Origin of the sequence: Anaerotruncus sp. DFI.9.16, from assembly GCF_024461615.1 — a bacterium.
Lineage (GTDB): Bacteria > Bacillota > Clostridia > Oscillospirales > Ruminococcaceae > Anaerotruncus > Anaerotruncus massiliensis.
This window is the reverse complement of the sequence record NZ_JANFZX010000027.1, coordinates 1-26,914: the sequence shown is the minus strand read 5'-3', so window position 1 is coordinate 26,914 and position 26,914 is coordinate 1. Positions and strand designations below refer to the sequence as shown.

Annotated in this window: 16 protein-coding genes; 4 read left to right on the top strand and 12 right to left on the bottom strand. The window is 64.3% G+C overall.

From position 1 onward, the window contains the following. Positions 1-377: 377 nt before the first annotated feature. The 3 genes from NE609_RS10950 to NE609_RS10940 are packed head-to-tail and all read left to right on the top strand — an operon-like array spanning position 378 to position 3,477. A complete protein-coding gene (locus NE609_RS10950; protein ID WP_101549301.1) occupies positions 378-1,085 on the top strand; it encodes a Crp/Fnr family transcriptional regulator in 708 nt (235 codons plus the stop codon). Between the two features lie 53 nt (positions 1,086-1,138). Further along, a complete protein-coding gene (locus NE609_RS10945; RefSeq protein ID WP_256152503.1) occupies positions 1,139-2,641 on the top strand; it encodes a YjjI family glycine radical enzyme in 1,503 nt (500 codons plus the stop codon). Beyond that, a complete protein-coding gene (locus tag NE609_RS10940; RefSeq protein ID WP_256152502.1) occupies positions 2,638-3,477 on the top strand; it encodes a YjjW family glycine radical enzyme activase in 840 nt (279 codons plus the stop codon). The genes NE609_RS10945 and NE609_RS10940 overlap by 4 nt, the downstream gene beginning before the upstream one ends. Before the next feature lie 74 nt (positions 3,478-3,551). Here the strand turns inward: NE609_RS10940 and tuf are convergent, their stop codons facing one another. The 12 genes from tuf to NE609_RS10880 all read right to left on the bottom strand — a co-directional run bounded on the left by tuf (position 3,552) and on the right by NE609_RS10880 (position 25,782). Beyond that, positions 3,552-4,754: an elongation factor Tu gene (gene tuf, locus NE609_RS10935; protein ID WP_121586958.1), complete on the bottom strand. Its 1,203-nt coding sequence runs from the start codon at positions 4,752-4,754 to the stop codon at positions 3,552-3,554. Positions 4,755-4,873: 119 nt separating this feature from the next. Beyond that, a complete protein-coding gene (gene fusA, locus NE609_RS10930) occupies positions 4,874-6,958 on the bottom strand; it encodes an elongation factor G (protein WP_101549296.1) in 2,085 nt (694 codons plus the stop codon). A 113-nt stretch (positions 6,959-7,071) separates the two neighbouring features. Beyond that, positions 7,072-7,542, bottom strand: a complete 471-nt coding sequence (rpsG, locus tag NE609_RS10925; protein WP_172439157.1) for a 30S ribosomal protein S7 — start codon at positions 7,540-7,542, stop codon at positions 7,072-7,074. Between the two features lie 129 nt (positions 7,543-7,671). Then, entirely contained in the window at positions 7,672-8,097 is a 426-nt protein-coding gene (gene rpsL, locus NE609_RS10920; protein ID WP_121586959.1) for a 30S ribosomal protein S12, read from the bottom strand. 177 nt (positions 8,098-8,274) lie between these two features. Next, a complete protein-coding gene (gene rpoC / locus NE609_RS10915; protein ID WP_101549290.1) occupies positions 8,275-11,859 on the bottom strand; it encodes a DNA-directed RNA polymerase subunit beta' in 3,585 nt (1,194 codons plus the stop codon). 59 nt (positions 11,860-11,918) lie between these two features. After that, entirely contained in the window at positions 11,919-15,677 is a 3,759-nt protein-coding gene (gene rpoB / locus NE609_RS10910) for a DNA-directed RNA polymerase subunit beta (protein ID WP_256152501.1), read from the bottom strand. 411 nt (positions 15,678-16,088) lie between these two features. Beyond that, complete coding sequence (locus tag NE609_RS10905; protein ID WP_101549286.1) at positions 16,089-16,688, bottom strand: lysine exporter LysO family protein; 600 nt, start codon at positions 16,686-16,688, stop codon at positions 16,089-16,091. After that, the gene (locus NE609_RS10900) at positions 16,685-16,996 is read right to left on the bottom strand and encodes a LysO family transporter (protein WP_121586960.1); all 312 of its coding nucleotides are present in this window, start codon (positions 16,994-16,996) and stop codon (positions 16,685-16,687) included. Before NE609_RS10900 ends, NE609_RS10905 begins: the two co-directional genes overlap by 4 nt. Positions 16,997-17,119: 123 nt before the next feature. Beyond that, entirely contained in the window at positions 17,120-18,244 is a 1,125-nt protein-coding gene (locus tag NE609_RS10895; RefSeq protein WP_121586480.1) for a 4Fe-4S dicluster domain-containing protein, read from the bottom strand. Positions 18,245-18,257: 13 nt separating this feature from the next. Continuing rightward, positions 18,258-19,280 carry a LacI family DNA-binding transcriptional regulator gene (locus NE609_RS10890; protein WP_256152500.1) on the bottom strand — a complete coding sequence of 341 codons (1,023 nt, stop codon included), beginning with the start codon at positions 19,278-19,280 and terminating at the stop codon, positions 18,258-18,260. Positions 19,281-19,375: 95 nt separating this feature from the next. Continuing rightward, positions 19,376-24,586, bottom strand: coding sequence for an Ig-like domain-containing alpha-2-macroglobulin family protein (locus NE609_RS10885; RefSeq protein WP_256152499.1), 5,211 nt, complete (start codon positions 24,584-24,586; stop codon positions 19,376-19,378). 23 nt (positions 24,587-24,609) lie between these two features. Further along, the gene (locus NE609_RS10880; protein WP_256152498.1) at positions 24,610-25,782 is read right to left on the bottom strand and encodes a transglutaminase domain-containing protein; all 1,173 of its coding nucleotides are present in this window, start codon (positions 25,780-25,782) and stop codon (positions 24,610-24,612) included. Positions 25,783-25,916: 134 nt separating this feature from the next. Here NE609_RS10880 and NE609_RS10875 point away from each other — a divergent pair, with 134 nt between their 5' ends. Continuing rightward, positions 25,917-26,840: a transglutaminase-like domain-containing protein gene (locus NE609_RS10875; RefSeq protein ID WP_256152497.1), complete on the top strand. Its 924-nt coding sequence runs from the start codon at positions 25,917-25,919 to the stop codon at positions 26,838-26,840. Positions 26,841-26,914: the final 74 nt, after the last annotated feature.

The window sequence follows — 26,914 nt, the reverse complement described above, 5'->3', positions numbered from 1 at the left end:
GATGGAAAACACCGGTTCCAAGTGGGCAGTTTGTCCCACCGATTACGGTTTCAGTATAACACAGCCGCTCGAAATGTAAAGGCTATCTTTCTAAATTTTTCAGAAATTGCAGATATTGGCTTTCTTTTTTGGCACAGGCTACAAAACTTTTGCTTAGGACAAATTGCACTTTTTCAATCCGGATCTTTCCATTCCGCTTGGGCAAAACGTACAGTCATACCGCTTGTTTGCTGTGCATGCCTACAAAGAATCCAAAAAGGGACTCGTGTCCTTTTTTTCCGTTTTCAGCGTTGCTATAATAAACATGGAGGAACGAAAAGCACAAAACGCGGCCTCCCCGGCCCGAATGGCCGCGCGTTGAGAGGAGCGGAAAACGGATGCAGTTTGCCGACTGGCTACAATCAGAACCCATGCCGCTGGCGGCCCGTCTGCGCAAGCTCTTCGCGGGCTTTCCGTCCGACGCCCCCGTGCTGACGGCCGAGGCCCGCGCGGGCGAGCACATCATCCGCCAGGACGACCCCTGCGGCTCCGTCTGCGTGCTGCTCGAGGGGCGCGTCACCGTCTCGGGCATCCAGCCCGGCTACGCCACCTACACCTTCTCCGATTTCGACGCGATCGAGTTTTTCGGGGAATACGAGGCGCTCTCCGGCGCCGACCGCTTTTTTGCGCAGGTGCAGGCGAAGACCCGCTGCCGCCTGCTGCGGCTGCCCGCCTCCAGCTATATGCAGTGGATTCTGTCGGACAGCGGCATCATGCTTTCCCGGGTGCGGGCGGTCATGCAGAGCCTGCTGCTTCAGGCGGACCGGGAGCGCAGCTTCCTCTTCCTGGACAGCGAAAGCCGGCTGCTGCAGTTTTTGACCGGCTTTTGCACGCGAAATCCCGCGGAGGACGGGGAGCCGGTCGTCGTGGAGATGACCCGTTCCGCCATCTGTGAGGAAACCGGCTTCTGCGTGCGCACCATCAACCGCAGCATCCGCCGCCTCGAGCAGGACGGGTTCCTGACCGTGCGGCGCGGCAAGATCACCGTCTCGCCGCAGCAGGAGCAGCGGATGCGCAGGGAGCTGGCCCTGCGGATCGGGCGATAATGCTGTAACAAAACAATTCACATATCGACAGTGGATGAATGGAGGATTTGATTATGGTTGATCTGGAAAATATCCGCAAAATCGTAACATCCCGCGAACTCACCCATGAGCAGAAGCTCATGCAGCTTGCGAAGGCGGCGGAAAACTCGCTGGACGTGCTGAATATCCCGCCGCGCACCAGGCATTTCTTCGAGACGGGCGCCATCAACGACCTCTTTGAGGGCGGCGCGCCCTACCGTCCGCGCTACATCCTGCCCGACTATGAAAAATTCGTCAAAAACGGCAGCGCGTTTTTGCGCGTGGACCCGCCCAAGGACCTCGACGAGCTGCTCAACGCCCTGATGATCCTCTACCGCCACGTGCCTTCGATCACCAACTTCCCGGTCTATCTGGGCAGCCTCGACACGCTCATCGACCCCTTCCTCGACGGGCTCTCCGACGAGGAGATCTGCAAGAAGCTGCGCCTCTTCCTCAACTACCTCGACCGCACCATCACCGACTCCTTCTGCCACGCCAACCTCGGCCCCAGGGACACGAGGGCCGGACGGCTGATCCTCAAGGTGGAGAAGGAGCTCGCCAACACGGTGCCGAACATGACCATCAAATACGATCCGGCCGTCACGCCCGACGACTTCATGGAGGAGGCCATTGAGTGCTCGCTCGCCTGCTCCAACCCGGCCATCTGCAACGACGTGGCCAACCGCGCCCCCTTCGACCGTTACGGCGTGGCCAGCTGCTACAACATCCTGCCGATCTGCGGCGGGGCCTACACCCTCACCCGCGTCACCCTGACCGAGCTGGTCAAGGAGGCGGTGAACGAGGAGCAGTTTATCGGGGAGCTTCTGCCCGAATGCCTTGGCCTCATCGCCGATTACATGAACGAGCGCATCCGCTTCATCGTCGAGCAGTCCGGCTTCTTTGAGTCCAACTTCCTCGTGAAGGAGGGCCTGCTTTCCCCCGACCGCTTCCTGCCCATGTTCGGCGTGACCGGTCTGGCCGAGTGCGTCAACGCGCTGATGGCCGACCAGGGGAAGGTCTACGGCCGCGATCCCGAGGCGGATGATCTCGGGCAGCGGATCATGGACGCCATCGCGCGCATCGTCCCCACCTTCACGGCGGCCTACTCCCCCATCTCCGGCAACAAATTCATGCTGCACGCGCAGGTGGGTCTCGATTCCGACCTCGGCATCACGTCGGGCGTGCGCATCCCCGTGGGCGGCGAGCCGGATTCCTTCTCCGACCATCTGCGCCACTGCGCCCGCTTCCACAAGTACTTCCCCACCGGCGTGGGCGACATCTTCCCCATCGCCTCCAACGTGACCCAGAACCCGGCCGCGCTGCTCGACGTGGTCAAGGGCGCCTTCCAGACCGGCGTGCAGTACATGAGCTTCTATTCGGCCGACACCGACCTCGTGCGCATCACCGGCTACCTGGTCAAGCGCAGCGAGATGGAGAAATACCGCAACCACCAGGTCGTCCTCAAGAACACGACCCAGCTGGGCGCGCCCAACTACGACGTGAACCGGCTGGCGGAACGCAAGGTGCGGATGGCATGAAAAACGCCGCTCCGGTCAACCGAATCATCCCCTTCAGCACGGTGGACGGCCCGGGCAGCCGGACCTCCATCTTCGTGCAGGGCTGCAACATCGCCTGCGCCTACTGCCACAATCCCGAGACGCAGCGGATGTGCGTCCACTGCGGCGACTGCGTGCCGGGCTGCCCGGCGGGCGCCCTCTCGATGGTCGACGGGCGTGTCGTCTGGGACGAGGCGCTCTGCGCCTGGTGCGACAGCTGCATCCGCACCTGCTCCCACCACGCCTCCCCGCGCGTCCTCTGGATGACGCCGGAGGACGCGATGGAGCGTGTTTCCCGAAACATCCCCTTCATCCGGGGCGTCACCGTCTCGGGCGGGGAATGCTCCCTCTACCCCGACTTTTTGACCGGGCTCTTTACCCTTGCGAAGGAGCGGGGGCTCACCTGCCTCATGGACAGCAACGGCACGGCGGACCTCGCGCGGCACCCCGCGCTCATGGAGGTCTGCGACGGCGTCATGCTGGACGTGAAAAGCTGGGACCCCGCCGTCCACCGGGCGCTCACCGGCGCGGACAACGCCGCCGTCAAAAAAAACCTCGCCTTCCTCTCCGAGACAGGCAAGCTGGAGGAACTGCGCCTCGTGGTCGTCGACGGCCTCGTGGACGCGGAGGCGGTCATCGCGGGCGCCGCGGAGACGCTCGGGCCGCGTGCCGCCGAAACCCGTCTCAAGCTCATCACCTTCCGCTGCCAGGGGGTGCGCGGGCGGCTGAAAAACCACCCCTCCCCCAGCCGGGAGACGATTGAACGCCTGGGAGAGCTCGCCCGCAGGGCCGGCTTCCGGGAGATCCGGCTCATCTGAAATCAGATCAAAGAGGCCCCGCGCCTGCGAAATGCAGGCGCCGCCCAGACGGGCGGCCGCTTCTTTATGGGATCTTATTCGTTGATCTTGATGACAACGCCCGAACCAACGGTACGGCCGCCCTCACGAATCGCGAAGCGGAGGCCTTCCTCGATCGCGATCTCGGTGATCAGCTCAACGTCCATCTCGACGTTGTCGCCAGGCATGCACATCTCGACGCCCTCAGGCAGGGAGACGACGCCGGTCACGTCGGTGGTACGGAAATAGAACTGCGGACGATAGTTGTTGAAGAACGGGGTGTGACGGCCGCCCTCTTCCTTTTTCAGGATGTAGACCTGGCCGCGGAACTTGGTGTACGGATGGATCGAGCCGGGTTTGCAGAGAACCTGGCCGCGCTCGATCTCGGTGCGCTGAATGCCGCGGAGCAGGGCGCCGATGTTGTCGCCGGCCTCGGCGTAGTCGAGGATCTTGCGGAACATCTCGATGCCGGTAACGACGGTCTTCTTCTTCTCGTCGGAAAGACCGACGATCTCGACCTCGTCGCCAGTCTTCAGCTGGCCACGCTCGACACGGCCGGTGGCGACGGTGCCGCGGCCGGTGATGGTGAAGACGTCCTCAACAGGCATCAGGAACGGCAGGTCGGCCTTGCGCTCCGGAGTCGGGATATACTCGTCGACAGCGTCCATGAGCTCGAGGATGCTGGCATACTCGGGAGCGGTCGGGTCGGTGCTGGCGCACTCGAGGGCCTGCAGCGCGGAACCCTTGATGATGGGGATATCGTCGCCGGGGAAGTCGTAGCTGGAGAGCAGCTCACGGATTTCCATCTCAACGAGCTCGAGCAGCTCGGGATCGTCGACCTGGTCGACCTTGTTCATATAGACGACGATATAGGGAACGCCGACCTGACGGGCGAGCAGGATGTGCTCACGGGTCTGGGGCATCGGGCCGTCGGCGGAGGAGACGACGAGGATCGCGCCGTCCATCTGCGCGGCGCCGGTGATCATGTTCTTGACGTAGTCGGCATGTCCCGGGCAGTCGACATGCGCGTAGTGGCGCTTGTCGGTCTCGTACTCAACGTGCGCGGTGTTGATGGTGATGCCGCGCTCCCTCTCTTCAGGGGCCTTATCGATCATGTCATACGCTTCGAACTGGGCCTGGCCCTTCATCGCGAGAACCTTGGTGATCGCCGCGGTCAGCGTGGTCTTGCCGTGGTCAACGTGTCCGATCGTACCAATGTTGACATGGGGCTTGTTTCTTTCAAAATGTGCCTTTGCCATCGAAAATTTCCTCCCTTATGATCAAGAATTTTATTCACGGGGATATTCCTGTGCCGGCGCTGGTAGTCCGCCGGGCCTGATGCTTGTATTCTACCAATTCGCAGGGGAAAAAGCAAGTCTTATTCGGCTTTTTTGCCCCTGGAGGACATAATTCCTTCCGCGATCGACTTCGGAACCTCGATGTAGTGGCTGGGCTCCATGACATAGTTGCCGCGGCCCTGCGTCTTGGAACGCAGGTCGTTGGAGTAGCCGGACATCTCGGAGAGCGGGACGAACGCCCGGATCTCCTGCGCGCCGAAGACGGCGTCCATGCCCTGGATCTGTCCGCGGCGGCTGTTCAGGTCGCCGATGACGTCGCCCATGTAGTCCTCCGGCGTGGTGACGGAGACCTTCATGATCGGTTCGAGCAGGACCGGGTCGGCCTTCTGCATGGCCATCTTGAACGCCATCGAAGCGGCGATCTTAAACGCCATTTCGGAGGAGTCGACCTCGTGGTAGGAGCCGTCGTACAGCGTGACCTTCACGTCGACGACCGGATAGCCGGCGAGCACGCCCGCCTGCATCGCGCCCTGAATACCCTGGTCGATCGGACCGATGTATTCCTTCGGGATGGCGCCGCCCACGATCGCGTTGACGAACTCGTAGCCCTTGCCGCTCTCGTTGGGTTCGATGCGGATCTTGACGTGTCCGTACTGGCCCTTACCGCCCGACTGGCGCGCATATTTGTGGTCGACGTCGGCCATCTTGCGGATGGTCTCCTTGTAGGCGACCTGCGGCTTGCCGACGTTCGCCTCGACCTTGAATTCCCTCAGCAGGCGGTCGACGATGATCTCCAGATGGAGCTCGCCCATGCCCGCGATGATCGTCTGGCCGGTCTCCTGATCGGTGTAGGTGCGGAAGGTGGGGTCCTCCTCGGCCAATTTGCCCAGGCCGATCGCCATCTTCTCCTGGCCGGCCTTGGTCTTCGGCTCGATCGCCAGGTTGATGACCGGCTCGGGGAACTCCATCGACTCGAGGATGATCGGATGCTTGGGATCGCAGAGCGTGTCGCCCGTGGTGGTGTTCTTGAGCCCGACCGCCGCGGCGATGTCGCCGCAGTAGCAAACCTCAAGGTCCTTCCGGTGGTTGGCGTGCATCTGCAGGATGCGCCCGATGCGCTCGGTGGCGTCCTTGTTCGGGTTGTAGACGCCCGAGCCGGCCGCCAGCGTGCCGGAATAGACGCGGAAGAAGCAGAGCTTGCCGACATAGGGGTCGGTCGCGATCTTAAAAGCGAGCGCGGAGAACGGCTCGTTGTCGCTGACCTTGCGCTCCTCCTCCTGGTCGGTCTCCGGGTTGGTGCCCTTCACGTTCTCGATGTCGGTCGGAGCCGGCATGTAGTCGACGATCGCGTCGAGCAGCTTCTGGACGCCCTTGTTCTTATAGGAGGTGCCGCAGCAGACGGGGACCATCGTGTTGGCGATGGTGGACTTGCGGATCACCGCCTTGATCTCGTCGGTGGTGATCTCCTCGCCCGCGAGGTACTTCTCCATGAACGCCTCGTCGCACTCGGAGAGGTGCTCGAGCAGCTCCTCGCGGTACTGCTCCGCCTTCTCGCGCATGTCCTCGGGGATCTCCTCGACACGCATGTCCTTTCCGAGGTCGTCGTAATAGACGTCGGCCCTCATCTCGACAAGGTCGATGATGCCCTTGAACCAGGTCTCCGCGCCGATCGGGAGCTGGATCGGGACGGCGTTGCATTTGAGGCGCTGGCGCATCATGTCGATGACGCGGTAGAAATCCGCGCCCATGATGTCCATCTTATTGACATATCCCATGCGCGGGACATGGTATTTGTTCGCCTGGCGCCACACCGTCTCCGACTGCGGCTCGACGCCGCCCTTGGCGCAGAATACGGTCACCGAGCCGTCGAGCACTTTCAGCGAGCGCTCGACCTCGACGGTGAAGTCCACGTGTCCGGGGGTGTCGATGATGTTGATGCGGTGGTCCTTCCAATAACAGGTGGTCGCGGCGGAGGTGATCGTGATGCCACGCTCCTGCTCCTGCGCCATCCAGTCCATTGTCGCCGTGCCCTCGTGGGTCTCACCGATCTTGTGGTTGATGCCTGTGTAGTACAGGATACGCTCGGTGGTCGTCGTCTTGCCGGCGTCAATGTGGGCCATTATGCCAATGTTGCGGGTTAATTCCAGAGATACGTCTCTAGGCATAGTGTCCTCCCTTAATTTGCTTTCCGACGCCGGAACAGCTGATGCTGACGCCGCCGGGGAACGAAATAAAATACTCCGCGCCGCCGCTCACGCGGCCGCGCAAAGAAAGCGGATTACCAGCGATAATGTGCGAACGCCTTGTTGGCTTCGGCCATCTTGTGGGTATCCTCGCGTTTCTTGACCGCGCCGCCCTGCTGGTTGAGAGAATCCATGATCTCGCCGGCAAGGCGCTCTCTCATGGTCTTCTCGCCGCGGTTGCGCGAATAGGTGCAGAGCCACCGCAGGCCCAGGGTCTGACGGCGCTCCGGCCGGACCTCCATAGGCACCTGGTAAGTCGCGCCGCCGACACGGCGGGCCTTGACCTCCAGCACGGGCATGATGTTTTCCATCGACTGCTCGAACGCCTCCAGCGGGTCTTTGCCGGTCTTTTCCTTGACAATGTCGAATGCACCGTATACAATCTTCTGCGCCACGCCCTTTTTGCCGTCATACATGATGTTGTTGATCAGGCGTGTCACCAGCTTGGAATTGTACAGCGGGTCAGGCAAAACGTCACGTTTTGCAATTTGACCTCTTCTTGGCACTTCGCTTCCCTCCTTCATAATTAGTATGAAATCATTGGTACTCGAAAGTGACAAAACTCCCGTTCGTGCCAATCCCGGCTGCACACATCTATATGTTAGCCTGAAACTGGCAGATTATCAGTTGTTTTATTACTTCTTGGCACCAGCCTTCGGACGCTTCGCACCGTACTTGGAACGGGCCTGCATCCTCTTCGCGACACCTTGCGCGTCGAGCGTACCACGAACGATGTGGTAACGAACGCCAGGCAGATCCTTGACACGTCCGCCACGGATCAGCACCACGCTGTGTTCCTGAAGGTTGTGGCCGATACCCGGAATGTAGGACGTAACCTCAAATCCGTTGGACAGCCTGACCCTGGCGACTTTCCGCAGCGCAGAGTTCGGTTTTTTCGGGGTCGAAGTACGGATCGCCGTGCAGACGCCGCGCTTCTGCGGAGAAGTCTGATCGATGGCGACGCGTTTCTTGGCGTTCCATCCTTTCAGCAGCGCAGGAGCCGTGGATTTCTTTGCGGTAACCTCTCTACCCTTACGAACGAGCTGGTTAAAGGTTGGCATATTGCACCTCCTTACATAATAATAGACTTTATTTCCACGGGGCGAAGCTGGCGCTCCGCCCCGGTGAAATCTGGTAAATGGGTCAATCTCACAGTTTTTAATTATAGCTCTTCCGCTCGCATCTTGTCAATACGTACGAAAGATTTTTGAAAATTTCAGAGGAACTCACAAGCCCGGTCAGACGGTCTGCATGTCGTCGCTCAGAGACCCGATGAAATCGTAGTCGCTGCGGTCGACGTGTCCCTCCGCGGTGTTCATCACCTCGAGCTCGTCGTAATCGACCGTGCCCGTGCCTGCCGGCACCAGCTTGCCGATGATGACGTTCTCCTTGAGGCCCTGGAGCTTGTCGACCTTGCCCTTGATGGCCGCCTCGGTCAGCACACGGGTCGTCTCCTGGAAGGAGGCCGCCGACATGAAGCTCTCGGTGGCGAGCGACGCCTTGGTGATGCCCAGCAGCACCGGAATGCCGGTGGCGTGGCGGCATTCGCAGCCCTCCTCCGCGCACCGCGCGTCGAGTTCCGCGTTGATGCGGGCAAGCTCGGTCTTGTCGATGTTCGAGCCGGTGATCAGCGCGGTGTCGCCGCCGTCGTCGATCTTCACCTTGCGCATCATCTGGCGGACGATGACCTCGATGTGCTTGTCGTTGATGTCGACGCCCTGCGTCCGGTAGGTGCGCTGGACCTCCTTGATCAGGTAGTCCTGCACCGCCAGGTGCCCGGAGACTGTGAGGATCTCGTTGGGCTCGACCGCGCCTTCGGTGATCTGCTCGCCCTTCACGACCCGGTCGCCCTCCGACACGCGCAGGGTGGAGCCGTAGACGATCTGCCGCTCGAACCGCTCGCCGTCGTCGGCGGTGACGACGACGAAGTCGCCGCCCTTCTGGTCCTTCTCGAACGAGACGACGCCGTCGAGGTGGGAGATGACCGCGCTGTTCTTCGGCTTGCGGGCCTCGAACAGCTCCTCGACGCGCGGAAGGCCCTGGGTGATGTCCGCCGCCGACGCGATGCCGCCCGTGTGGAAGGTACGCATCGTCAGCTGGGTGCCCGGCTCGCCGATCGACTGCGCCGCGATGATGCCGACCGCCTCGCCCACGCCGACCGGCTGGCCGTTCGCGAGGTTGGCGCCGTAGCACTTGGCGCAGACGCCGATCTTCGCCTCGCAGTTGAGGGGGGTGCGGATCTTGACCTCGGTGAAGCCCGCGTCGCGGATGCGCCGGGCGTCCGCCTCGGTCATCATGCGGTCGCGGGTGACGAGCACCTCGCCCGTCCTGGGATCGACGAGGTCGTCGGCCACGTAGCGGCCGATCAGGCGCTCGCACATATCTTCGATGACGCGGCCGCTGTCGACGATGTCGCAGACGACGATGCCCTCATGGGTGCCGCAGTCGTGCTCGCGGATGATGACGTCCTGCGAGACGTCGACGAGGCGGCGGGTCAGGTAGCCCGAGTCCGCGGTGCGCAGCGCCGTATCGGCCAGGCCCTTTCGGGCGCCTCGGGAGGAGTTGAAGTATTCCAGGATGTTCAGGCCCTCGCGGTAGTTCGCCTTGATCGGGATTTCGATCGCACGCCCGGAGGTGTTGGCGATCAGGCCGCGCATACCGGCGAGCTGGCGGATCTGGTCCATCGAGCCGCGGGCGCCCGAGTCCGCCATCATGAAGATGGGGTTGCGCTCGTCGAAGGTCTTCTGGAGCGCGTCCTTGACCTTCGCGGAGCACTCGTTCCACGTCGAGACGACCCGCTCGTAACGCACGTCGTCCGAAATGAAGCCGCGGTCGTACTGGCGCTTGATCGCGTCGACCTTCTTATCCGCCTCGGCGATGTACTGCGCCTTCTCGGGCGGGATGACCGCGTCGGAGACCGAAACGGTGATCGCGCCCTTGGTGGAGTACTTGAAGCCCTGCGCCTTGATGCGGTCGAGCATCTCGGAGGTCTTGGCGGTGCCGTAGGTGTGGATGCAGCGGTCGATGATCTTCCCGAGCTCCTTCTTGCGGACGAGGAAGCCGATCTCGAGGTCGAAGACGTGGTCCGGATCGGTGCGGTCGACGTAGCCGAGGTCCTGCGGGATGGGGTCGTTGAAGATGATGCGGCCGACCGTCGTGTCGACGATGTGGGAGATGCGCTCGTCGCCCACCTGCTTGGTGATGCGCACCCTGATCGGCGCGTGCAGGCCGACGACGCCCGCCTGGTAGGCCATGGTGGCCTCGTTGAAGTCGCGGAAGACCTTGCCCGCGCCCGGTTCGTCGTCGCGCACCATCGTCAGGTAGTAGGAGCCGAGCACCATGTCCTGCGTCGGGACGGTGACGGGCTTGCCGTCGGAGGGCTTGAGGAGGTTGTTGGCGGCGAGCATGAGGAAGCGGGCCTCCGCCTGCGCCTCCGCCGAAAGCGGGACGTGCACGGCCATCTGGTCGCCGTCGAAGTCGGCGTTGTAGGCGGTGCAGACGAGCGGGTGGAGCTTGAGCGCGCGGCCCTCGACGAGGACCGGCTCGAACGCCTGGATGCCCAGGCGGTGGAGGGTCGGGGCGCGGTTGAGGAGCACGGGGTGGTCCTTGATGACCACCTCCAGCGCGTCCCACACGTCCTTGACGGTGGCGCGCTCGACCATCTTGCGGGCGTTTTTGATGTTGGTGGCGACCTTGAGGTCGACCAGCCGCTTCATGACGAAGGGCTTGAAGAGCTCGAGCGCCATCTCCTTGGGCAGGCCGCACTGGTACATCCGCAGCTCCGGCCCGACGACGATGACCGAACGGCCCGAATAGTCGACGCGCTTACCGAGGAGGTTCTGGCGGAAACGGCCCTGTTTGCCCTTGAGCATGTCGGAGAGGGATTTGAGCGGGCGGTTGTTCGGCCCGGTGACGGGACGGCCGCGGCGGCCGTTGTCGATGAGCGCGTCGACCGCCTCCTGGAGCATCCGCTTCTCGTTGCGCACGATGATGTCGGGCGCGCCGAGCTCGAGCAGCTTCTTCAGGCGGTTGTTGCGGTTGATGACGCGGCGGTAGAGGTCGTTTAAGTCGCTCGTCGCGAAGCGGCCGCCGTCGAGCTGGACCATCGGGCGGATGTCGGGCGGGATCACGGGGATCACGTCGAGGATCATCCACTCGGGGCGGTTGTGGCTCTGGCGGAACGCTTCGACCACCTCGAGGCGCTTTAAGAGCTTGACGCGCTTCTGGCCGGCGGCGGTCTCGAGCTCGGTCTTGAGCTCATCGGAGAGCTGGTCGAGGTCGATCTCGGCGAGCAGCTCCTTGATCGCCTCCGCGCCCATGCCGGCGCGGAAATCGTCCTCGTAGGCCTCCTTGAGGTCACGGTATTCCTTCTCGGAGAGGAGCGTGTACTTCTTGAGATTCGTGATGCCGGGGTCGATCACCACGTAGGACGCGAAGTAGAGCACCTTCTCGAGCAGGCGGGGGGACATGTTTAAGAGGAGCCCCATGCGGGAACTGGTCCCCTTGAAATACCAGATGTGGCTGACGGGCGCGGCCAATTCGATGTGCCCCATGCGCTCGCGGCGGACCTTGGCGCGGGTGACCTCGACGCCGCAGCGCTCGCACACCTTGCCCTTATAGCGGATGCGCTTGTAGCGCCCGCAGTAACACTCCCAGTCCTTGGTCGGTCCAAAGATCTTTTCGCAGAAAAGGCCTTCCCGTTCCGGCTTGAGGGTGCGGTAATTGATGGTTTCGGGCTTCTTGACCTCGCCCCACGACCACTCGCGGATCAATTCGGGCGACGCCAGTCCGATTTTTATCGATTCAAAAACGTTGAATTCCAAATGCGAACCCCTCTCTTCTAATCAGTGTGGACACGCCGGTGATTCTGTATATGCGCGTCTCAGAAACTGTCGTCCTCACTCGCGATGCCGTCCAGGCCGAGCGCCTCGATCGGGTCGAAGCTCTCTTCGAGGTCCGCGTCCCCCAGGTCCACATCGAGCAGGTCGATGTCTCCCTCGGGTTCGCCCTCCGTGTCCGGATGCTCGATGTCGAAGCCGTCCTCGAATTCGGAGGCCACTTCGACGCCGTCCATCAGCGAGTCATCCACAGGGGTCAGCCCCATATTTTCGTCGTCGTCGAACGTCTGCTTGAGGTCGATCTCCTGATCGTCCTTATCCAGCACGCGCACGTCCAGGCCGAGCGACTGGAGTTCCTTGATGAGCACCTTGAACGATTCCGGGATGCCCGGCTTCGGCACGTTCTTGCCCTTGACGATCGCCTCGAAGGTCTTGACGCGGCCGACCACGTCGTCCGACTTGACCGTCAGGATCTCCTGCAGGGTGTACGCCGCGCCGTAGGCCTCCAGCGCCCACACCTCCATCTCGCCGAAGCGCTGGCCGCCGAACTGCGCCTTGCCGCCCAGCGGCTGCTGGGTCACGAGGCTGTAGGGGCCGGTGGAGCGGGCGTGGATCTTGTCGTCGACCAGGTGATGGAGCTTGAGGTAGTACATATAGCCGACGGTGACCGGATGGTCGAACAGCTCGCCCGTGCGCCCGTCGTGCAGCCAGGTCTTGCCGTCCCGCGGCAGCCCCGCCTGCTCGAGGCAGTCGGCGATGTCGTTCTCGTTCGCGCCGTCGAAGACGGGGGTCATGACCTTCCAGCCAAGCTCGGCCGCCGCGCGCCCGAGATGGACCTCGAGCACCTGGCCGATGTTCATGCGGCTCGGGACGCCCAGGGGGTTTAGGACGATATCGAGCGGGCGGCCGTCCGGCAGGTAGGGCATATCCTCCTGCGGCAGCACCCGGGAGACGACGCCCTTGTTGCCGTGGCGTCCGGCCATCTTGTCGCCGACCGAGATCTTTCTCTTCTGGGCGATGTAGCAGCGGACCACCATGTTGACGCCCGGCGAGAGCTCGTCGCAGTTTTCGCGGGTGAAGACCTTCACGTCCACGATGATGCCGTATTCGCCGTGCGGCACGCGCAGGGAGGTGTCGCGCACCTCGCGCGCCTTCTCGCCGAAGATCGCGCGCAGCAGGCGCTCCTCCGCGTTGAGCTCGGTCTCGCCCTTGGGCGTCACCTTACCCACGAGGATGTCTCCGGCGCGCACCTCGGCGCCCACGCGGATGATGCCGCGCTCGTCGAGCTCCTTGAGCGCGTCGTCGCCGACGTTGGGGATGTCGCGGGTGATCTCCTCGGGTCCCAGCTTGGTGTCGCGGGACTCGATCTCATATTCCTCGATGTGGATCGAGGTGTAGATATCGTCCTTGACGAGGCGCTCGTTGATAAGCACCGCGTCCTCGTAGTTGTAGCCCTCCCATGTCATGAAGCCGACGAGCATGTTGCGCCCGAGGCTGATCTCGCCGCCCGCGGTGGACGGGCCGTCCGCGATGACCTGGCCGACCTCGATTTGCTCCCCCTTCGCGACGATGGGGCGCTGGTTGATGCATGTCCCCTGGTTGGAACGCATAAACTTGATCAGGTGGTAGGGATGGCGCTCGCCGTCGCTGTCGCGGATGACGACCTCGTTGGCCGACACCGCGTCCACGACGCCCGCGTGCTTGGAGACGACCGCGACGCCCGAGTCGACGGCGGATTTGTACTCCATGCCCGTCGCCACGATGGGAGCCTCCGGCACGAGCAGCGGCACCGCCTGGCGCTGCATGTTCGCGCCCATCAGCGCGCGGTTGGCGTCGTCGTTCTCGAGGAAGGGGATCATCGCCGTCGCGACCGAGACGACCATCTTCGGCGAGACGTCCATATAGTCGACCTTCTCGCGCTCGCAGACCATGACCGCGTCGCGGTAGCGGACGCTGACCTTCTCGTTGGCGAACTTGTGGTCGTCGGTGAGCGGCTCGTTGGCCTGCGCCACGATATACATATCCTCGATGTCGGCGGTCATATACTCGACCTCGTCGAGCACCACGCCCGTCTCCTTGTCGACGCGGCGGTAGGGCGCCTCGATAAAGCCGTATTCGTTGATCTTCGCGAAGGTCGCGAGGTAGGAGATCAGTCCGATGTTCGGGCCTTCAGGGGTCTCGATCGGGCACATGCGGCCGTAGTGGCTGTAGTGCACGTCGCGGACCTCGAATCCGGCGCGGTCACGGGAGAGGCCGCCGGGTCCGAGCGCCGACAGGCGGCGCTTGTGGGTGAGCTCCGCGAGGGGGTTGGTCTGGTCCATGAACTGGGAGAGCGGCGAGGAGCCGAAGAACTCCTTGATCGAGGCCACGACCGGGCGGATGTTGATGAGCGCCTGCGGGGTCACGACGTCCATGTCCTGCGCCTGGGTCGCCATCCGCTCGCGGATGACGCGCTCCATGCGGGAAAAGCCGATGCGGAACTGGTTCTGGAGCAGCTCGCCGACCGAGCGGATGCGGCGGTTGCCGAGGTGGTCGATGTCGTCCACCGTACCGATGGCGTGGCCGAGCCCGCACAGGTAGTTGATCGAGGCGAAGATGTCGTCCTTGATGATGTGCTTGGGGATGAGCTCGTCGCGGCGGGAGGCGATCGCCTCCCGGAGGGCGTCCTCCCCCTCGCTCTGCTCGAGGATCTCGCGCAGCACGGCAAAGCGTACCTTCTCGTTGATGCCGAGAGGCGCGCAGTCGAAGGACACGAAGTCCTTGATGTCGACCATGCCGTTGGAGATGACCTTGAGCTCGCGGTCCTCGCCGAGGCTCAGGTAGACGGTGTCCGCGCCGCTGCGGCCGATCCGCTCGGCCAGCTCGCGGGAGATCACCGCGCCGGCGTCCGCGATCAGCTCGCCGGTCATCGGGTCCGCCACCGGGCGCGAGAGGGTGTTGCCCAAAATGCGCGGCGGCAGGGACAGCTTTTTGTTATACTTGTAGCGGCCGACCTTGGACAGGTCGTACCGGCGGGGATCGAAGAAGAGCGCGTCGATGTGGCTCTGGGCCGAATCGACCGTCGGCGGCTCGCCGGGGCGCAGCTTGCGGTAGACCTCGAGCAGCGCCTCCTCGGTGTTGGCGGTGGGGTCCTTCTCAAGCGTCGCCATCACCCGTTCGTCGTCGCCGAAGAACTCGATGATCTGCTCGTTGGAGCCCAGGCCGAGCGCGCGGATGAAGGTGGTCACCGGCAGCTTGCGGTTTTTGTCGATGCGGACGTAGAAGACATCGTTGGAGTCGGTCTCATATTCCAGCCACGCGCCGCGGTTGGGGATGACGGTGGCGCTGTAGAGCTCTTTGCCGCTCTTGTCGTGCGCCGCGCCGTAGTAGACGCCCGGCGAACGGACCAGCTGCGAAACGATGACACGTTCCGCGCCGTTGATGATGAAGGTGCCGCTCTCCGTCATCAGCGGGAAATCGCCCATGAAAATATCCTGCTCTTTGACCTCGCCGGTCTCCTTGTTGAGCAGGCTCGTGCGCACACGCAGGGGAGCCGCATAGGTCGCGTCGCGCTCCTTGCACTCCTCGATGGTGTACTTCGGCTTGTCGTCCAGACGATAGTCGATGAAATCGAGCACCAGGTTGTCCTGATAATCGGTAATCGGCGAGACGTCCTTGAACACCTCTTTGAGCCCCTCGTCAAGGAACCACTGGTAGGAGTTCTTCTGCACCTCGATCAGGTTCGGCATCTGCAGAACCTCGTCGATGTGCGCGAAACTCATACGAGTCGTTTTGCCCTGCGTTACTGGCTTGACATTCACCATAGGCTTTGCTCACTCCATTCTTCTGATTTACGCCCCGGAAAAATTTTTTTGCGACCCGGGACGCACGATCCGCCGCGCCCGGCACAGGCGCCAGAGATATCTATCCACAATGTTGTGCAAAACAGACAGGATTTTAAAGAATCTCCCGTAAATTTTGCAGATCACTATTGCCAAATCTGTCGAAACGTGCTATAATTTTTTTAAATCTCCGCAGAAATAGCCATTTTGATACAGTATATTAGTTTACCACATCCGGTCAATCCTGTCAAGAAAAACCGTATGCTCCAATCCGACAAAAAACCGGCCCGATTGGGCCGGTTTTTTTGATGATCCGGCATCGCGGCCGGAAAAACGCTTTCCCTCCCCCGTTTTATGACTGAAAACAGCCGCCCTCCGGGCGGCTGTTTTCGATTAGAGCAGGTTGTAGAGGAGCGGCACGAGCACCGGCACGAGCGCCGTGAGCACCACGCCCGAAATCACCGCGATCAGCGCCGTCTCGTCGTCGGTCGCCCGCGCGATCACCGGCAGGGTGGTGTCCATCGCGGTCGCGCCCGACGGCGCGACCGCCGCGTAGCGCCCGAAATGCCGCGCCACGAAGGGGATCATCAGAAAGGCCATCAGCTCCCGCAGGACGTTGGTCATGAACGCGACCGTCCCGAGCTGCGCGCCGCCGAGCCCCCGCAGGATGACCGCCGACACGCTGTAGAAGCCGAACCCGGAGGAGACGGCCGCGCTCTCGTTGACCGGCATGCCGAGGAAAAAACCGAGCAGCAGCCCGCCCGCGATCGAGCCGACCGCCACCCCGAAGGGGATGACGAGGATGCGCACGTTGTATTCGCGGATCTTGCGGAAGACCGTCTTGTTGGTGCCCACCTCGATGCCGACCGAGAGGAGCAGCAGCATGAGCGCGTAGGACATGAGCCTGTCCATCACCGGGACCGCCTCGGGCGGAAAGAGGAAGTACCCGCACAGGATGCCGAGCAGAAGGCTGCCGAGCGCGAAGAGGATCATTCCGCATCCTCCTTTTTCCGCACCTGCCGCGGCAGGGTGATCCGGGAGAGTATGTAGACCAGCAGCACCGAGCCCGCGATCGTCACCGCCGCGAAGAGAAAGGCGCGCACGCCCGCCGTGCGCAGGTCGGTGAGGAAGGTGGGGCTGCCCGCCATCGACGCGCCCATTGAAAAGAGGGTGAGCGCGATGCCCGCCGTCTGAAGCCAGCCGTTGAGCCGGAGCCACCTGAGCGGGAAAATCGTCACGCCGATGATGATGCCGACCGCGAAGTAGACGATCAGTGAAAAGGGACCTAAGAAGTCAAACAAACGAACCATCCTGACTGTTGGAAAATCTGCCGCTCTCCGGCGGCCGGGAGGGGGGGGGGGGGGGGGGGGGGGGGGGGGGGGGGGGGGGGGGGCGGGGGGGGCCGCATTGCTGTTGCGGGATATTCAGGCCCGGGGGGCCTTTTTCAGCTTGAGGATGCCCTTGGGGCAGCGCTGGACGCACAGCCCGCAGCCGGTGCAGAGCGCCGGGTCGCATCGGACCCCGTCCTCCCCGAAGGTGAGCGCCTCGTACATGCAGCCGCGCACGCACAGCCCGCAGGCGCGGTCGCCGCACGGCTCGGTCAGGCAGCTGACCGCACGCATCCGATCGATCTTCTCGTAGGGGGAGAGGGTCGGGAGCGCCGCGCCGATGATCTCGCCGTAGCTTTGGCAGCCGTGCGACTCCATCCAGCCCGCCAGGCCCTTCACCGTCTCGGTGATCACGTCGTAGCCCTTGAGCATGATGACCGAGCCGAGCTGGGCGGTGGCCGCGCCGAGCATCATGAATTCGAGGATGTTCTCATAGGTTTCCACGCCGCCCACGCCGCAGATCTGACAGTCGGTCATCTGGGAGAGGGTCGCGGTCGCCGCCAGCGAGACGGGACGGATGTGCTTGCCCGTGTAGCCGCCGTAGGTGGGCATCTTGGTCCGGCGGTTTTCAAGGTCGACGCCCGAGATCCCGCGCAGGCTTTCGATCGCGCTGATGGCCGACACCCCCGCGCGCTCGAGCGCGCGGATGTAGGCGGTCGAGGCGCTGATGTTGTGGGGCAGGCGCGCCATGACGGGGATCTTCACCGTGCCGGTCACGCATTTCGTCATTTCGTAGAGCTTTTCGGGACGCATGTTGATCTCCTCGAGCATCGCGTCCATCGGCGCGAAGAGGTCGAGCTGGAGCGCGTCCGCCCCCAGCCGCTCCGCGCGGCGCGCGATGTAGGCGAGCTCCGACGGGCTCGACCCGCGGATGCTGCAGATGAGGAAGCTCCCCTTCTTATGGATGCGCTCGACCTGCTCCTCCCACTCCTCGAGGGGCCGGTGCCCGTAGAGGGAGATGTTGAGCAGCTCCTCGTTTTCATAGTAGACCCGCGGCCCGAACAGGGCGGATTCCTCCATGACGATCGTCTCGGTGATGACCGCCGCCGCGCCCGCGTCGATGCACTTCTGGATGCTGCGCGCGTCCCCGGCCCACGGCCCCGCGGCCACGATGACCGCGTTCTTGAGCGGCAGGCCCATAAAATCCAGCTTGTATTCCAACTTCCTCACCTCGCTATTCAAACAGCGTATTGATCGGTTTGCGGTTGCCGCACGAGTTCCGGACCTTCAGCTTTGGCAGCAGCACGATCTCCTGCGGCGTGCCGTCGAGCAGGCTCTCGTCGTCGATCAGATCAAAAAGCATGCGCGCCGCGACCATGCCGAGGCGGTGGGTCGGCTGCTCGACGGTGGTCAGCTCGGGGGTGACCACCCCCGCGACCGGCGAATCGGTGAAGCCCGTCACCGCAATCTGCCCGGGCACCCCGACCCCGTTCTCCTGCAGCGCCTTCATCAGCCCGAGCGCGAGCTCGTCGCTCGAAGCGAACACCGCGTCCGGCTGCTCCCCGGCGAGCACCTCCCGCGCGGCGTCGTAGCCCGCGCGGATCGAGCCGCCCTCGGCGTGCAGCACCCGGTCGCCGCCCGGCCCGGTCATCAGCTCCCGCCGCGCGCGGCAGAGCCCCTCCCACATGCGCGCCTCAATGTTGGGCGAGCCCGCCTCGCAGAGGAGCAGGAACTTCTGGTGTCCCAGCTCGAGCAGGTGGCGCACCATCCGGTAGCCGCCCTCCTCGTAGTTGATGTAGCAGGCGTTGTGCTGGGGCGCGGCCTCGCTCCGCCCCACCAGCACGAAGGGCACCCGCCTGCGCTGCAGGTCGGCGGCGTCCTCGGCGGAGAGGGTGTTCGTGTAGATGACGAGCCCCCGCATCCGCTGTTCGAGCGCGCCCGCGATCGCCTGCCGTTCCCGGTCGGTGCCGCCCTTGGTGCTGCAGAGGTAGACCGCGTGCTCCCGTCGCGCCGCGACGCTCTCGATGCCCGCCATCAGGCGGATGGCAAGGTAGTCCTCCGCGTCGGGCACCAAAAGCCCGACCGCCTTGGGCTGCGTGCCCCCGCCCGCGTGGGGCGCCGGGCTGTAGCCGACCTTGCGCATCACGGCGAGCACCTGCTCCCGCGTCTCGGGCAGCACGACCTCCGGCCGGTTGATGACGCGCGAGACCGTCGCGATCGAAACGTTCGCGAGCTTTGCGATCTCCCTGACATTCATGGCGCCACCTCCCGTCCTGTTTTCCCCCATTGTAACAAGTTTCATGTCGAAAAGCAAGGGGCTCGCAAACCGCGTTTGCGGGCCCCCTGCACTTTTCAGCCGAGGGTGGAACGCTCGGTGTTGGCGTTCTCGCCCGAATCGGCGCAGATGACATAGGCGCGGTCGACGACCGCCTCGGCGTCGTAGGTCTTTTGGATGTAGTACTCGATGAGCACCCGCGAGGGGCTGCGCTCGTCGCGGTAGAACTCGAAGTACATCTTCTGGTTTTCCTGCGTCCAGTTGACCCAGAACTGGTTGCTCTGCGGCTGCCTCGCCACTGTGTGCAGGCGCATGTTGGAGGGCACCCAGTCGCTGACATTCCAGTAGCCGTAGGAGGCCGCGTCCTCAAAGTCGACGGTCAGCGTGACCTTGTATTTGCCGCCCTCCATCGGGAGGAAATCCTTCCGGACATGGACGGTGTCGGACTGCTCGATGCCGACCTCGGACGGTTCGCCGATATAGTAGGCGGTCGCCCTGACCGTGTCGGGGACCCCGTGGAAGGCGAGGCCCTCCATGTCGCCGCGGTTGAGGGTGATCGTCGCGCGGCCGGTCGCGCCCAGGTCGACCGTGCGTGTCTCGCCGCCCGCGGTGCAGGAGAACTTCGCGGGGGCGGGCACCGGCCTGTCAAAGTTGGCGACGTAGATCATGCACTCCAGCACCGAGCCGATCCGCCAGCGGTCCCGCGCGAAATAGTAGGCGTAGGCGTCCGCGTCGGAAAGCCCCAGCTCGGAGGCGGTGATCCACGCGAGCGTGGTGCACCGGCGGTTCTCCGCGCTGCGCTGGTAGTCCTTGGGCAGATTGGAAAACTCCAGCCACTTCTCCTGCCCGTGGGTACGCTGCCTGGGCGTGACGATCCCGTCATAGAGCTCCCGCGCCTCCTGCCGCTCCCCGGCGGCGGCGAGGCCCGCCATGTAGTAGAGCTGCTCCTCGAACGGGACGTTGCCCGCCGCGAGGATCTCACGGATCTTCGCGGTGTGGGACGGGTCGAGCACCGCCAGTCCCGCGTGGGCCGCCGCCCGCGCGACGGGGTCTGCGGAGGAATCCTCCGCGGCCGCGGCGAAGTAGACGCGCATCCGCGGCTTGCTGTACTCGTCCCCCGCCGCAAGCAGGATTTTAAAGGTGACCTCGGGGTCGCTCGGCCCGTTCACATACCAGCCGATTCCGCCGTCCGCGTTCTGGAAGCCCGCAACGTCGCCGTCGTCCGCGCGGATGTGCTGCGGCAGCTGCTCGGGCTCAAGGTGGGACGAGAGCGCCCGCTTGGCGACATAGCGCGACATGCGCTGGTCGACGCGGAAGCAGTAGTGGGTGAGCAGCGAGGAGACGCTCAGGTAGTAGGGCTCGAACTCCTCGTCGTACATCGTGATGGTCACGGGGTAGCGCATCGCCTGGATGTCGATGGGCTTTTGCAGGTCGATCTCCCGGTTGACGACAAGCTCGAGGTTGCTGTGGATGACCGCGAGCGGCAGCTCCACCGTGTCGCGCATCCCGCCGAACTGCGCGGTTGACGTGACGGTGTATTCGCCCTCCGCGAGCTTGCCAAAGTTGAGCTGGACCGGCTGGTAGGCCCTGCCCGTCTCGTTGAAGGTCCGGTCGACCCCGTCGCCGGTTACGCGGACCTGGTAGGAAATCTCATCCCCCTCGGAGAGCGCGTCGCCGTGGCCCTGCACGAGGACGGCCACCTCGTCGCCCGCGATGTATTTGGGGCTGATGACCGGCTTTACGAAGAAGGGCAGCGTCGCGGCGAAATTCGTCTTGGAGGACCCGGCGTAGAGGTTGTCGCCGATCGCGATCGTCGTGATCCGCCAGGAGGTGACGTTGTCGGGCAGCGTGAAGGTGACCGACGCGTCCCCGTTCGCGTCGCTGCGCAGCGGATAGAAGGCGGCGGTGTCCTTGAAGTTCTTGCGGAAGCTGTCGTAGGCCGCCAGGTTGTCGCCGTCCCCCTTGCCGCCGTCTCCGCTCTGGTTGAAGGGGTCGATGTCCCCGGCGGAGGTCGTGTATTTATAGACGTAGTAGGTGTAGAAATCGAGCTCGCCGTAGAGCTCGTTGAGCACGTCGAAGTACTGCTCGCGCAGCGCGAAGATTGCCTCGTCCACGACGCTCACGACCATCTCGCCGCTCACCGGCCTGCCGGCGCGGTCGGTGACCTTCGCCTTCACCGTCACCTGCTCGCCCGGCCGATAGGCCTCCTTGTCGGTAGACGCCTCGACGGTGAGCGCCATGCTCTCATTTTTGGTGCGCACGTAGGCGTTGCTGACCGCGTGCACGTCGCGCCCGTCGAAGTAGGCGGCCACGACGAGGATGCTGTTCGCGTGCTGCTGGCCCACCGTCAGCTCAAACCCGTCGCCCGCGTCGCCGCGCCCCACGATCTCGTCCTGGAGGAAGGTGTAGAGCATCCGGCCGTTCACGTCCCCAACCGGCGCGCCCTCGTGTCGCAGTTCAAACCGCAGGGTGTCCCCCACGTCCGCCTCGACGAAGCTGCGCGCGAGGTACTGCTCATACTGCTGGACCGGCTTGCGCGCGCCGTTTTTGTAGATGTCGAAGGTGTAGCCGCGGATCGCTTCCTTCTCGGCGTCCCGGTCGCCCGGCCACGGCTTGCCGTTGTCGGCGTAGGCCCCCGCCACGATCTCGCTGCCGTTGGCCCGGTAGGAGACGCTCGCGCTCACATAGGCGTAGTAGTTCCCGTCGAACTCCTGCTCGATGAGGGCTTCCCGCGTCCCGCGCCCGGCCGTGAGCGGAACCATGCCGCCGACCTTTCCGCTTTGATACTCTCCCTTGGGATCATAATAGTCGTACCGCGCGTCGAAGGAGAGCTGCATGTCGACCGGCTCGCCGACGAGGACGTCGTACTTCCTGTCGTAGTTGTCGTTGTAGTCGTAGTAGCCGCCGATCAGGCCGTCCGCCTGCTCCCGGCTCGTGACGCGGCTCAGGTCGATGCGGTTGGCGAGCACGGTGAGGGAGGCGTTGCCGTCCGCGCCGAAGCGCAGCGAGGGGCGCAGCATCACGTTGGCGGGGATGTAGACGTACCGGCCCTGGAAGGTGACGTTCTCCCCGTCGTTTGCGATTTTGACGTAGTAGTAACCGGCCCGGGGCGTCCAGGAGGACTTGCCCTCGGTGACCCCCTCCCCCGCCTTGAAGGTGACGCGCGCCACCCCCTGGGCGTCGGTCGTCACAGTGCGTACCGCCTCGAAGTTGCCGCTGTAGGGGTTGAAGAGGCTGAATTCGAGCGGGTAGTTCGGGAGCGGCGTCCCGTCGTAGAAGGTGGGGGTGATCGTCGCCGTCACCTCGTCGCCGTAACGGTAGATGATCCCGTCGACCTCGCCCGCAATCGTATAGGCGGGGGTGGTGAACTCCTTGACGTCGATGTAGATCGAATCCAGGACGCGGGTGGACACCACCTCGCCGCTGTAGGGGTCGGTGTAGGGGGTGCAGGGGATGGTCGCCTGCACAACGTAATCCTGGCTTACGATCTGCTCAAAGGAGAATTCCCCCGTGAAGGTGCCGTCCGCCTGGACCGCCGCCCGCACCTGCTGGTTGACGCCGTCCGGGTCGAGGGTGACCGTCACGGCCGACGGCATGGCCCCGCGGTTCATCCGGTAGGGCTTCAGATACCCCCAGAAGTGGACCGTGTCGGTCGGGCGGTAGAGGGCCCGGTCGAGATAGAAGAAGGCGTAGTAGCGGTCCTCCCTGCGCCCGAAGTCGCCGCCATAGTAGTACGCCTCGGTCGTCATGCCGCGGGTGACATCCGCGTAGACCGGCGCGCCCGACGGGTCGTAGATCGTGAAGAGCACCGGCTTGGCGGGGGGCATCCCCTTGCCGTAGTAGCTTTCCGCCGCGGCCGGGTCCTCATAGGCGGGCGGCTCAAAGGAAAAGACCGCGCTGCCGTCCTCCCCCGTCACGGCGGAGGCGACCTCCTTCCCGTCCTGGGTAAACCTTACGGTGTGGCCCGCGAGGCTGCCGCCCGTGGCGGAGTCGTTGAGCCAGAGGAGCATCTGCTTTTGGGCCGACTGCATGTAGAGGGAGGCGGTCGCGACCTGGAAGGCCTTGTAGTCGGTGACCGGCTCCTTCGTCTTGGTGTCGATGACCGTCGTCACGACCGCGTAGTAGCCCCTGCCGGGGTTCGGGAAGGCGACCGTGTTGAGGCCCTCCTTCATCTGCTCGGTGCGCGCCTGCCCGATCGCCTCGGGTGCGCTCTCCGGCTCCTCTCCGAGCAGCAGGGCCACATAGGCGTCGAAGCCGCCCAGACGGCAGAGGGAAACCTCCGCCTCCCGTCCCTTCTTCGCCACCGTGTCGAGCTGGTATTCAAGCGCGACCTCGTCGTCCGGATGGAAGGTGTTGACCCCGCGGTTGGTCATGATGAGGGAGAAGTCGCGCGATTCGGTGCGCACCTCCATCACCCGCCCCGTCGAGAGGGTCAGGCCGTTCTTCGAGCCGAACCCCGCCGCGACCGTCACGGAGTAGTTCGTGTTATAATCGAGCATCGCCTCGGGCGCGAGCTTGACGAGGTTGCCCTCGGCACTCACCGCGCAGGGCACGGCCGCGACCTGCGCGTCCTCGTCGGATCCGGACGGCAGGCGCAGCTGCACCTGTCCCGCGACCGACGCGGGGTCGAGCTCGTCGGAAAACTCGACGAAGATCGGTCCCTCGATCGGGATTCCAGCCGCCCCCTCCCCGAGGCTCACCCGTGCGGAGAAGTGGGAATCCACCACCGTTTCGTAGTCGTAGTCGCTGTTGTAATAGCTGATTTTGAGCCGGGCGTCCTTGAGGTTTTTGCCGTCCTCCACATACAGGAGGAAGCACTTTTCATCCTCCTGTCCGACGGTGAATTCCACCGGCGGGTCGAAGGTAACCTTCTCCTCAAGGAAGCCGGCCGACAGGCCGTTTTGAGAGGCGGGAACGTCGCAGCGGACGCGGACCGCCCCGTCGAGCGGCAGGTAGAAATCGTCGACTGTGAGCGTCTTCATCGCGTCCTGCGAGGGGTAGTTCCACTCGCCGGACGGCTCGGATTCCACGGGCGCCGCCGGGGCGTTGACGGGGTTTTTCGGGAAGCTGAGGGTGATGCACCAGCCCACGATCCCGATCAGTACAAAGACCGCCAGCACGGCCAGAGCGATCAGCGCGGGACGGCTGAGCTTCGGCTTCTTCCCATGGCGCGGCGGGGGCGCGGCCCCCGCGTCCTCCCCGGAATGCTCCGGCGCGGGGCGGGGCTCTTCCTGCGGGGAGGGGTCCCCGTTTTCATTCTGCGGGCGGTTGTCGTCAAACTCAGACATGGCGCGCTCTCCTTTCCGGTCGTTCATACGGACGCCGACGCGTTTGGGAAGAGCGTCAGCACCTGGGTATTGTCGTTATAGTTATATTCGATGTAGCCGGTCGTGTCGATTTCCACCGGGATGTTTTCCTCCTCCAGCCGGGCGGAAACCGCACGCAGCAACGGGAAGATGTCCCTGTGGTAGATATCCCGCCAGCGGGTGAACACCTCGTACTCCCCAAAGAGCTTGATTTCGAGAAAGACGGGCTGCCTGGCCGCCGGAAGCGGCTGGTCCGCGAGCCGGCGGGCGAAGCCCGCCGCCATCGCCGCGACCGGGTCGGGGTCGCCGAGGTCGGCGCAGTAGCCGAACTGCCGGTAGTAGCTGTAGCGGTCGGAGTCCCCCGGCGGAAGCTCGCGGTACTGCCCCGGCTCGGGGAAGTGCTCGAGGGAGATCTCCTCCAGCGTGACGAGCAGGTAGTCGTGGTAGAGGTAGCCGGTCTCGTCGGGCAGGTCGTCCCATGTCGCGTCGACGTAGTACCACCCGTCCTCCAGCTTCACCGCGTTCCACGCGTGGGGGATTCCCCGCACGCTCGTGCCGCTCAAAAAGGCGCAGGGCACGCCCAGCCGCTGCATGAGGTACTGGTAGGCGCGGCTGTAGGCGCCGCACACCCCGCCGCCGCGCACCAGCCCGCCGTAGAGGTTGCCCGCGTCACCGCCCTGCGCGCCCTCCTCATAGGAGACGCGGCGCAGGAGCGCGTCGTGCGCCCACACGGCCGCCTCCGGGGCGGGCAGGCCCTCCATGCCGTCCAGCAGGGCGTCCGCGTCCGCGTCGATCTGCCGCTGTCGTTCCCGCACCGCCGGGAGGGTGAGTCCCTCCTCCACCGTCAGGGTGAATCGGTCGGCCCGCTCCCCCGCCGGGATTTCACAGCGCAGCCAGTAGAATTCCGCCCGGTCGAGCAGCAGCGCGTCGTACGCCGCCCGCATCGTCCGCGCGGACGCCGGGGAAGCAAGGGGGATCTCCTCCCCCACCCGCCAGCCTTCCGCCGCAGAGCACATTTCGTCGTAGGCGGCGCGCCCCTCCCCGTCCAGCAGGGAGCGTGCGTAGCCCTCCGGGCGCGCCGGCGCGGCGGGCGGTTCGTCCTCCGGGAGCGGCGCGGCCCGCGCGCAGCCCGCGAACAAAAAAAGCAGCGCCAGGACCGCCGCCAGCATCCGCCGCATCCCCGCACCTCCCTCTGATGTACACACTCTATTAACAAAATTGTACCCTCCGCAGGGGACAGCTGTCAACCGAATATTTGCTTTTCCCGCCCTATCCCATTATAATGAGGGTACCAACCGACGGGAGAACCCTTATGAAACAATTCGCCGCTTTATTTCTGTCCCTGCTCCTGCTCGCGGGCTGCGGCGCGCCGGCAAAACCGCCGCCTCCCGCGTCGGCGGCCGCTTCCGAACCCGCCGCCTCCGAGGCTCCGCCGCGAGCGGAGAGCGTCGCGCCCGCGCCCTCCGGGCGCGCGGCGCTGCCGCTTAAAAACGCGTGGATCGCCTCGCTGGCGGACGGGATCGCCGCGCCGATTCTGGCGCGGGAGTTGCCGCCCGCGGAGGAGATCCGCGCAGCCTACCTCTGGCTCATCGAAAACGTCTACTTCGCCGACCCGGTGGGCCTCGACGCGTGGCGGTACCACGGCGACCCAGACGCGCCGCCCCCCTACCTCGAAAACCGCGCCCTCAGCCCGCTGCGTTTCGGCGTCGGCTCCTGCGAGGACTTCGCGGCCGCGATGACCGTGCTGCTGCGGCGGATGGGCTACAATGCGCAATATGTGTCGGGGCTCACGATCTCGGTCGAGGGGGAATTCGTCGACCACGCGTGGACCGTCGTACAGCTCGACGGGAAATGGTACCACCTCGACCCGCAGCTCGAACAGAACGTCGTCAAATCGGGGCGGGTGAGCTTCCGGTACTTCCTTCGGGACGACCGGACGATGCTCGCCGACCACCGCTGGGGGGAATCCCTCGCGGCCTACTACGGGGGCGCGATCACCCCCGGGCAGCGGGAAACCATCCTCACCGAGCTGGCCGTCCCCGCCTGCCCCGAGGCGTACGCCCCCACCCCCGCGCCCGCTGAGGTTTCGCTGCCCGGGCGGCCCGACCCCTACGCCCTCCGGGAGACGCTCGACGCGGAGCGGGAGGCCTGGCTCTCCGAGCACGGGCCGCCCGGCCCGGTCGCGCTCGACGTGACCCCGCCCATCTACGCGGTGATGCCCGAGCCGCCCAAATAAAAATTCCGCCGCATGAAAAAAGGAGGCGGGGGGGGGGGGGGGGGGGGGGGGGGGGGGGGGGGGGGGGGGGGGGG

Coding starts and splice junctions, on each gene's coding strand:
- NE609_RS10950 (WP_101549301.1), top strand. CDS start 378: ATGCAGTTTGCCGACTGGCTACAATCAGAACCCATGCCGCTGGCGGCC.
- NE609_RS10945 (WP_256152503.1), top strand. CDS start 1,139: ATGGTTGATCTGGAAAATATCCGCAAAATCGTAACATCCCGCGAACTC.
- NE609_RS10940 (WP_256152502.1), top strand. CDS start 2,638: ATGAAAAACGCCGCTCCGGTCAACCGAATCATCCCCTTCAGCACGGTG.
- tuf (WP_121586958.1), bottom strand. CDS start 4,754: ATGGCAAAGGCACATTTTGAAAGAAACAAGCCCCATGTCAACATTGGT.
- fusA (WP_101549296.1), bottom strand. CDS start 6,958: ATGCCTAGAGACGTATCTCTGGAATTAACCCGCAACATTGGCATAATG.
- rpsL (WP_121586959.1), bottom strand. CDS start 8,097: ATGCCAACCTTTAACCAGCTCGTTCGTAAGGGTAGAGAGGTTACCGCA.
- rpoB (WP_256152501.1), bottom strand. CDS start 15,677: ATGGTGAATGTCAAGCCAGTAACGCAGGGCAAAACGACTCGTATGAGT.
- NE609_RS10905 (WP_101549286.1), bottom strand. CDS start 16,688: ATGATCCTCTTCGCGCTCGGCAGCCTTCTGCTCGGCATCCTGTGCGGG.
- NE609_RS10890 (WP_256152500.1), bottom strand. CDS start 19,280: ATGAATGTCAGGGAGATCGCAAAGCTCGCGAACGTTTCGATCGCGACG.
- NE609_RS10885 (WP_256152499.1), bottom strand. CDS start 24,586: ATGTCTGAGTTTGACGACAACCGCCCGCAGAATGAAAACGGGGACCCC.
- NE609_RS10880 (WP_256152498.1), bottom strand. CDS start 25,782: ATGCGGCGGATGCTGGCGGCGGTCCTGGCGCTGCTTTTTTTGTTCGCG.
- NE609_RS10875 (WP_256152497.1), top strand. CDS start 25,917: ATGAAACAATTCGCCGCTTTATTTCTGTCCCTGCTCCTGCTCGCGGGC.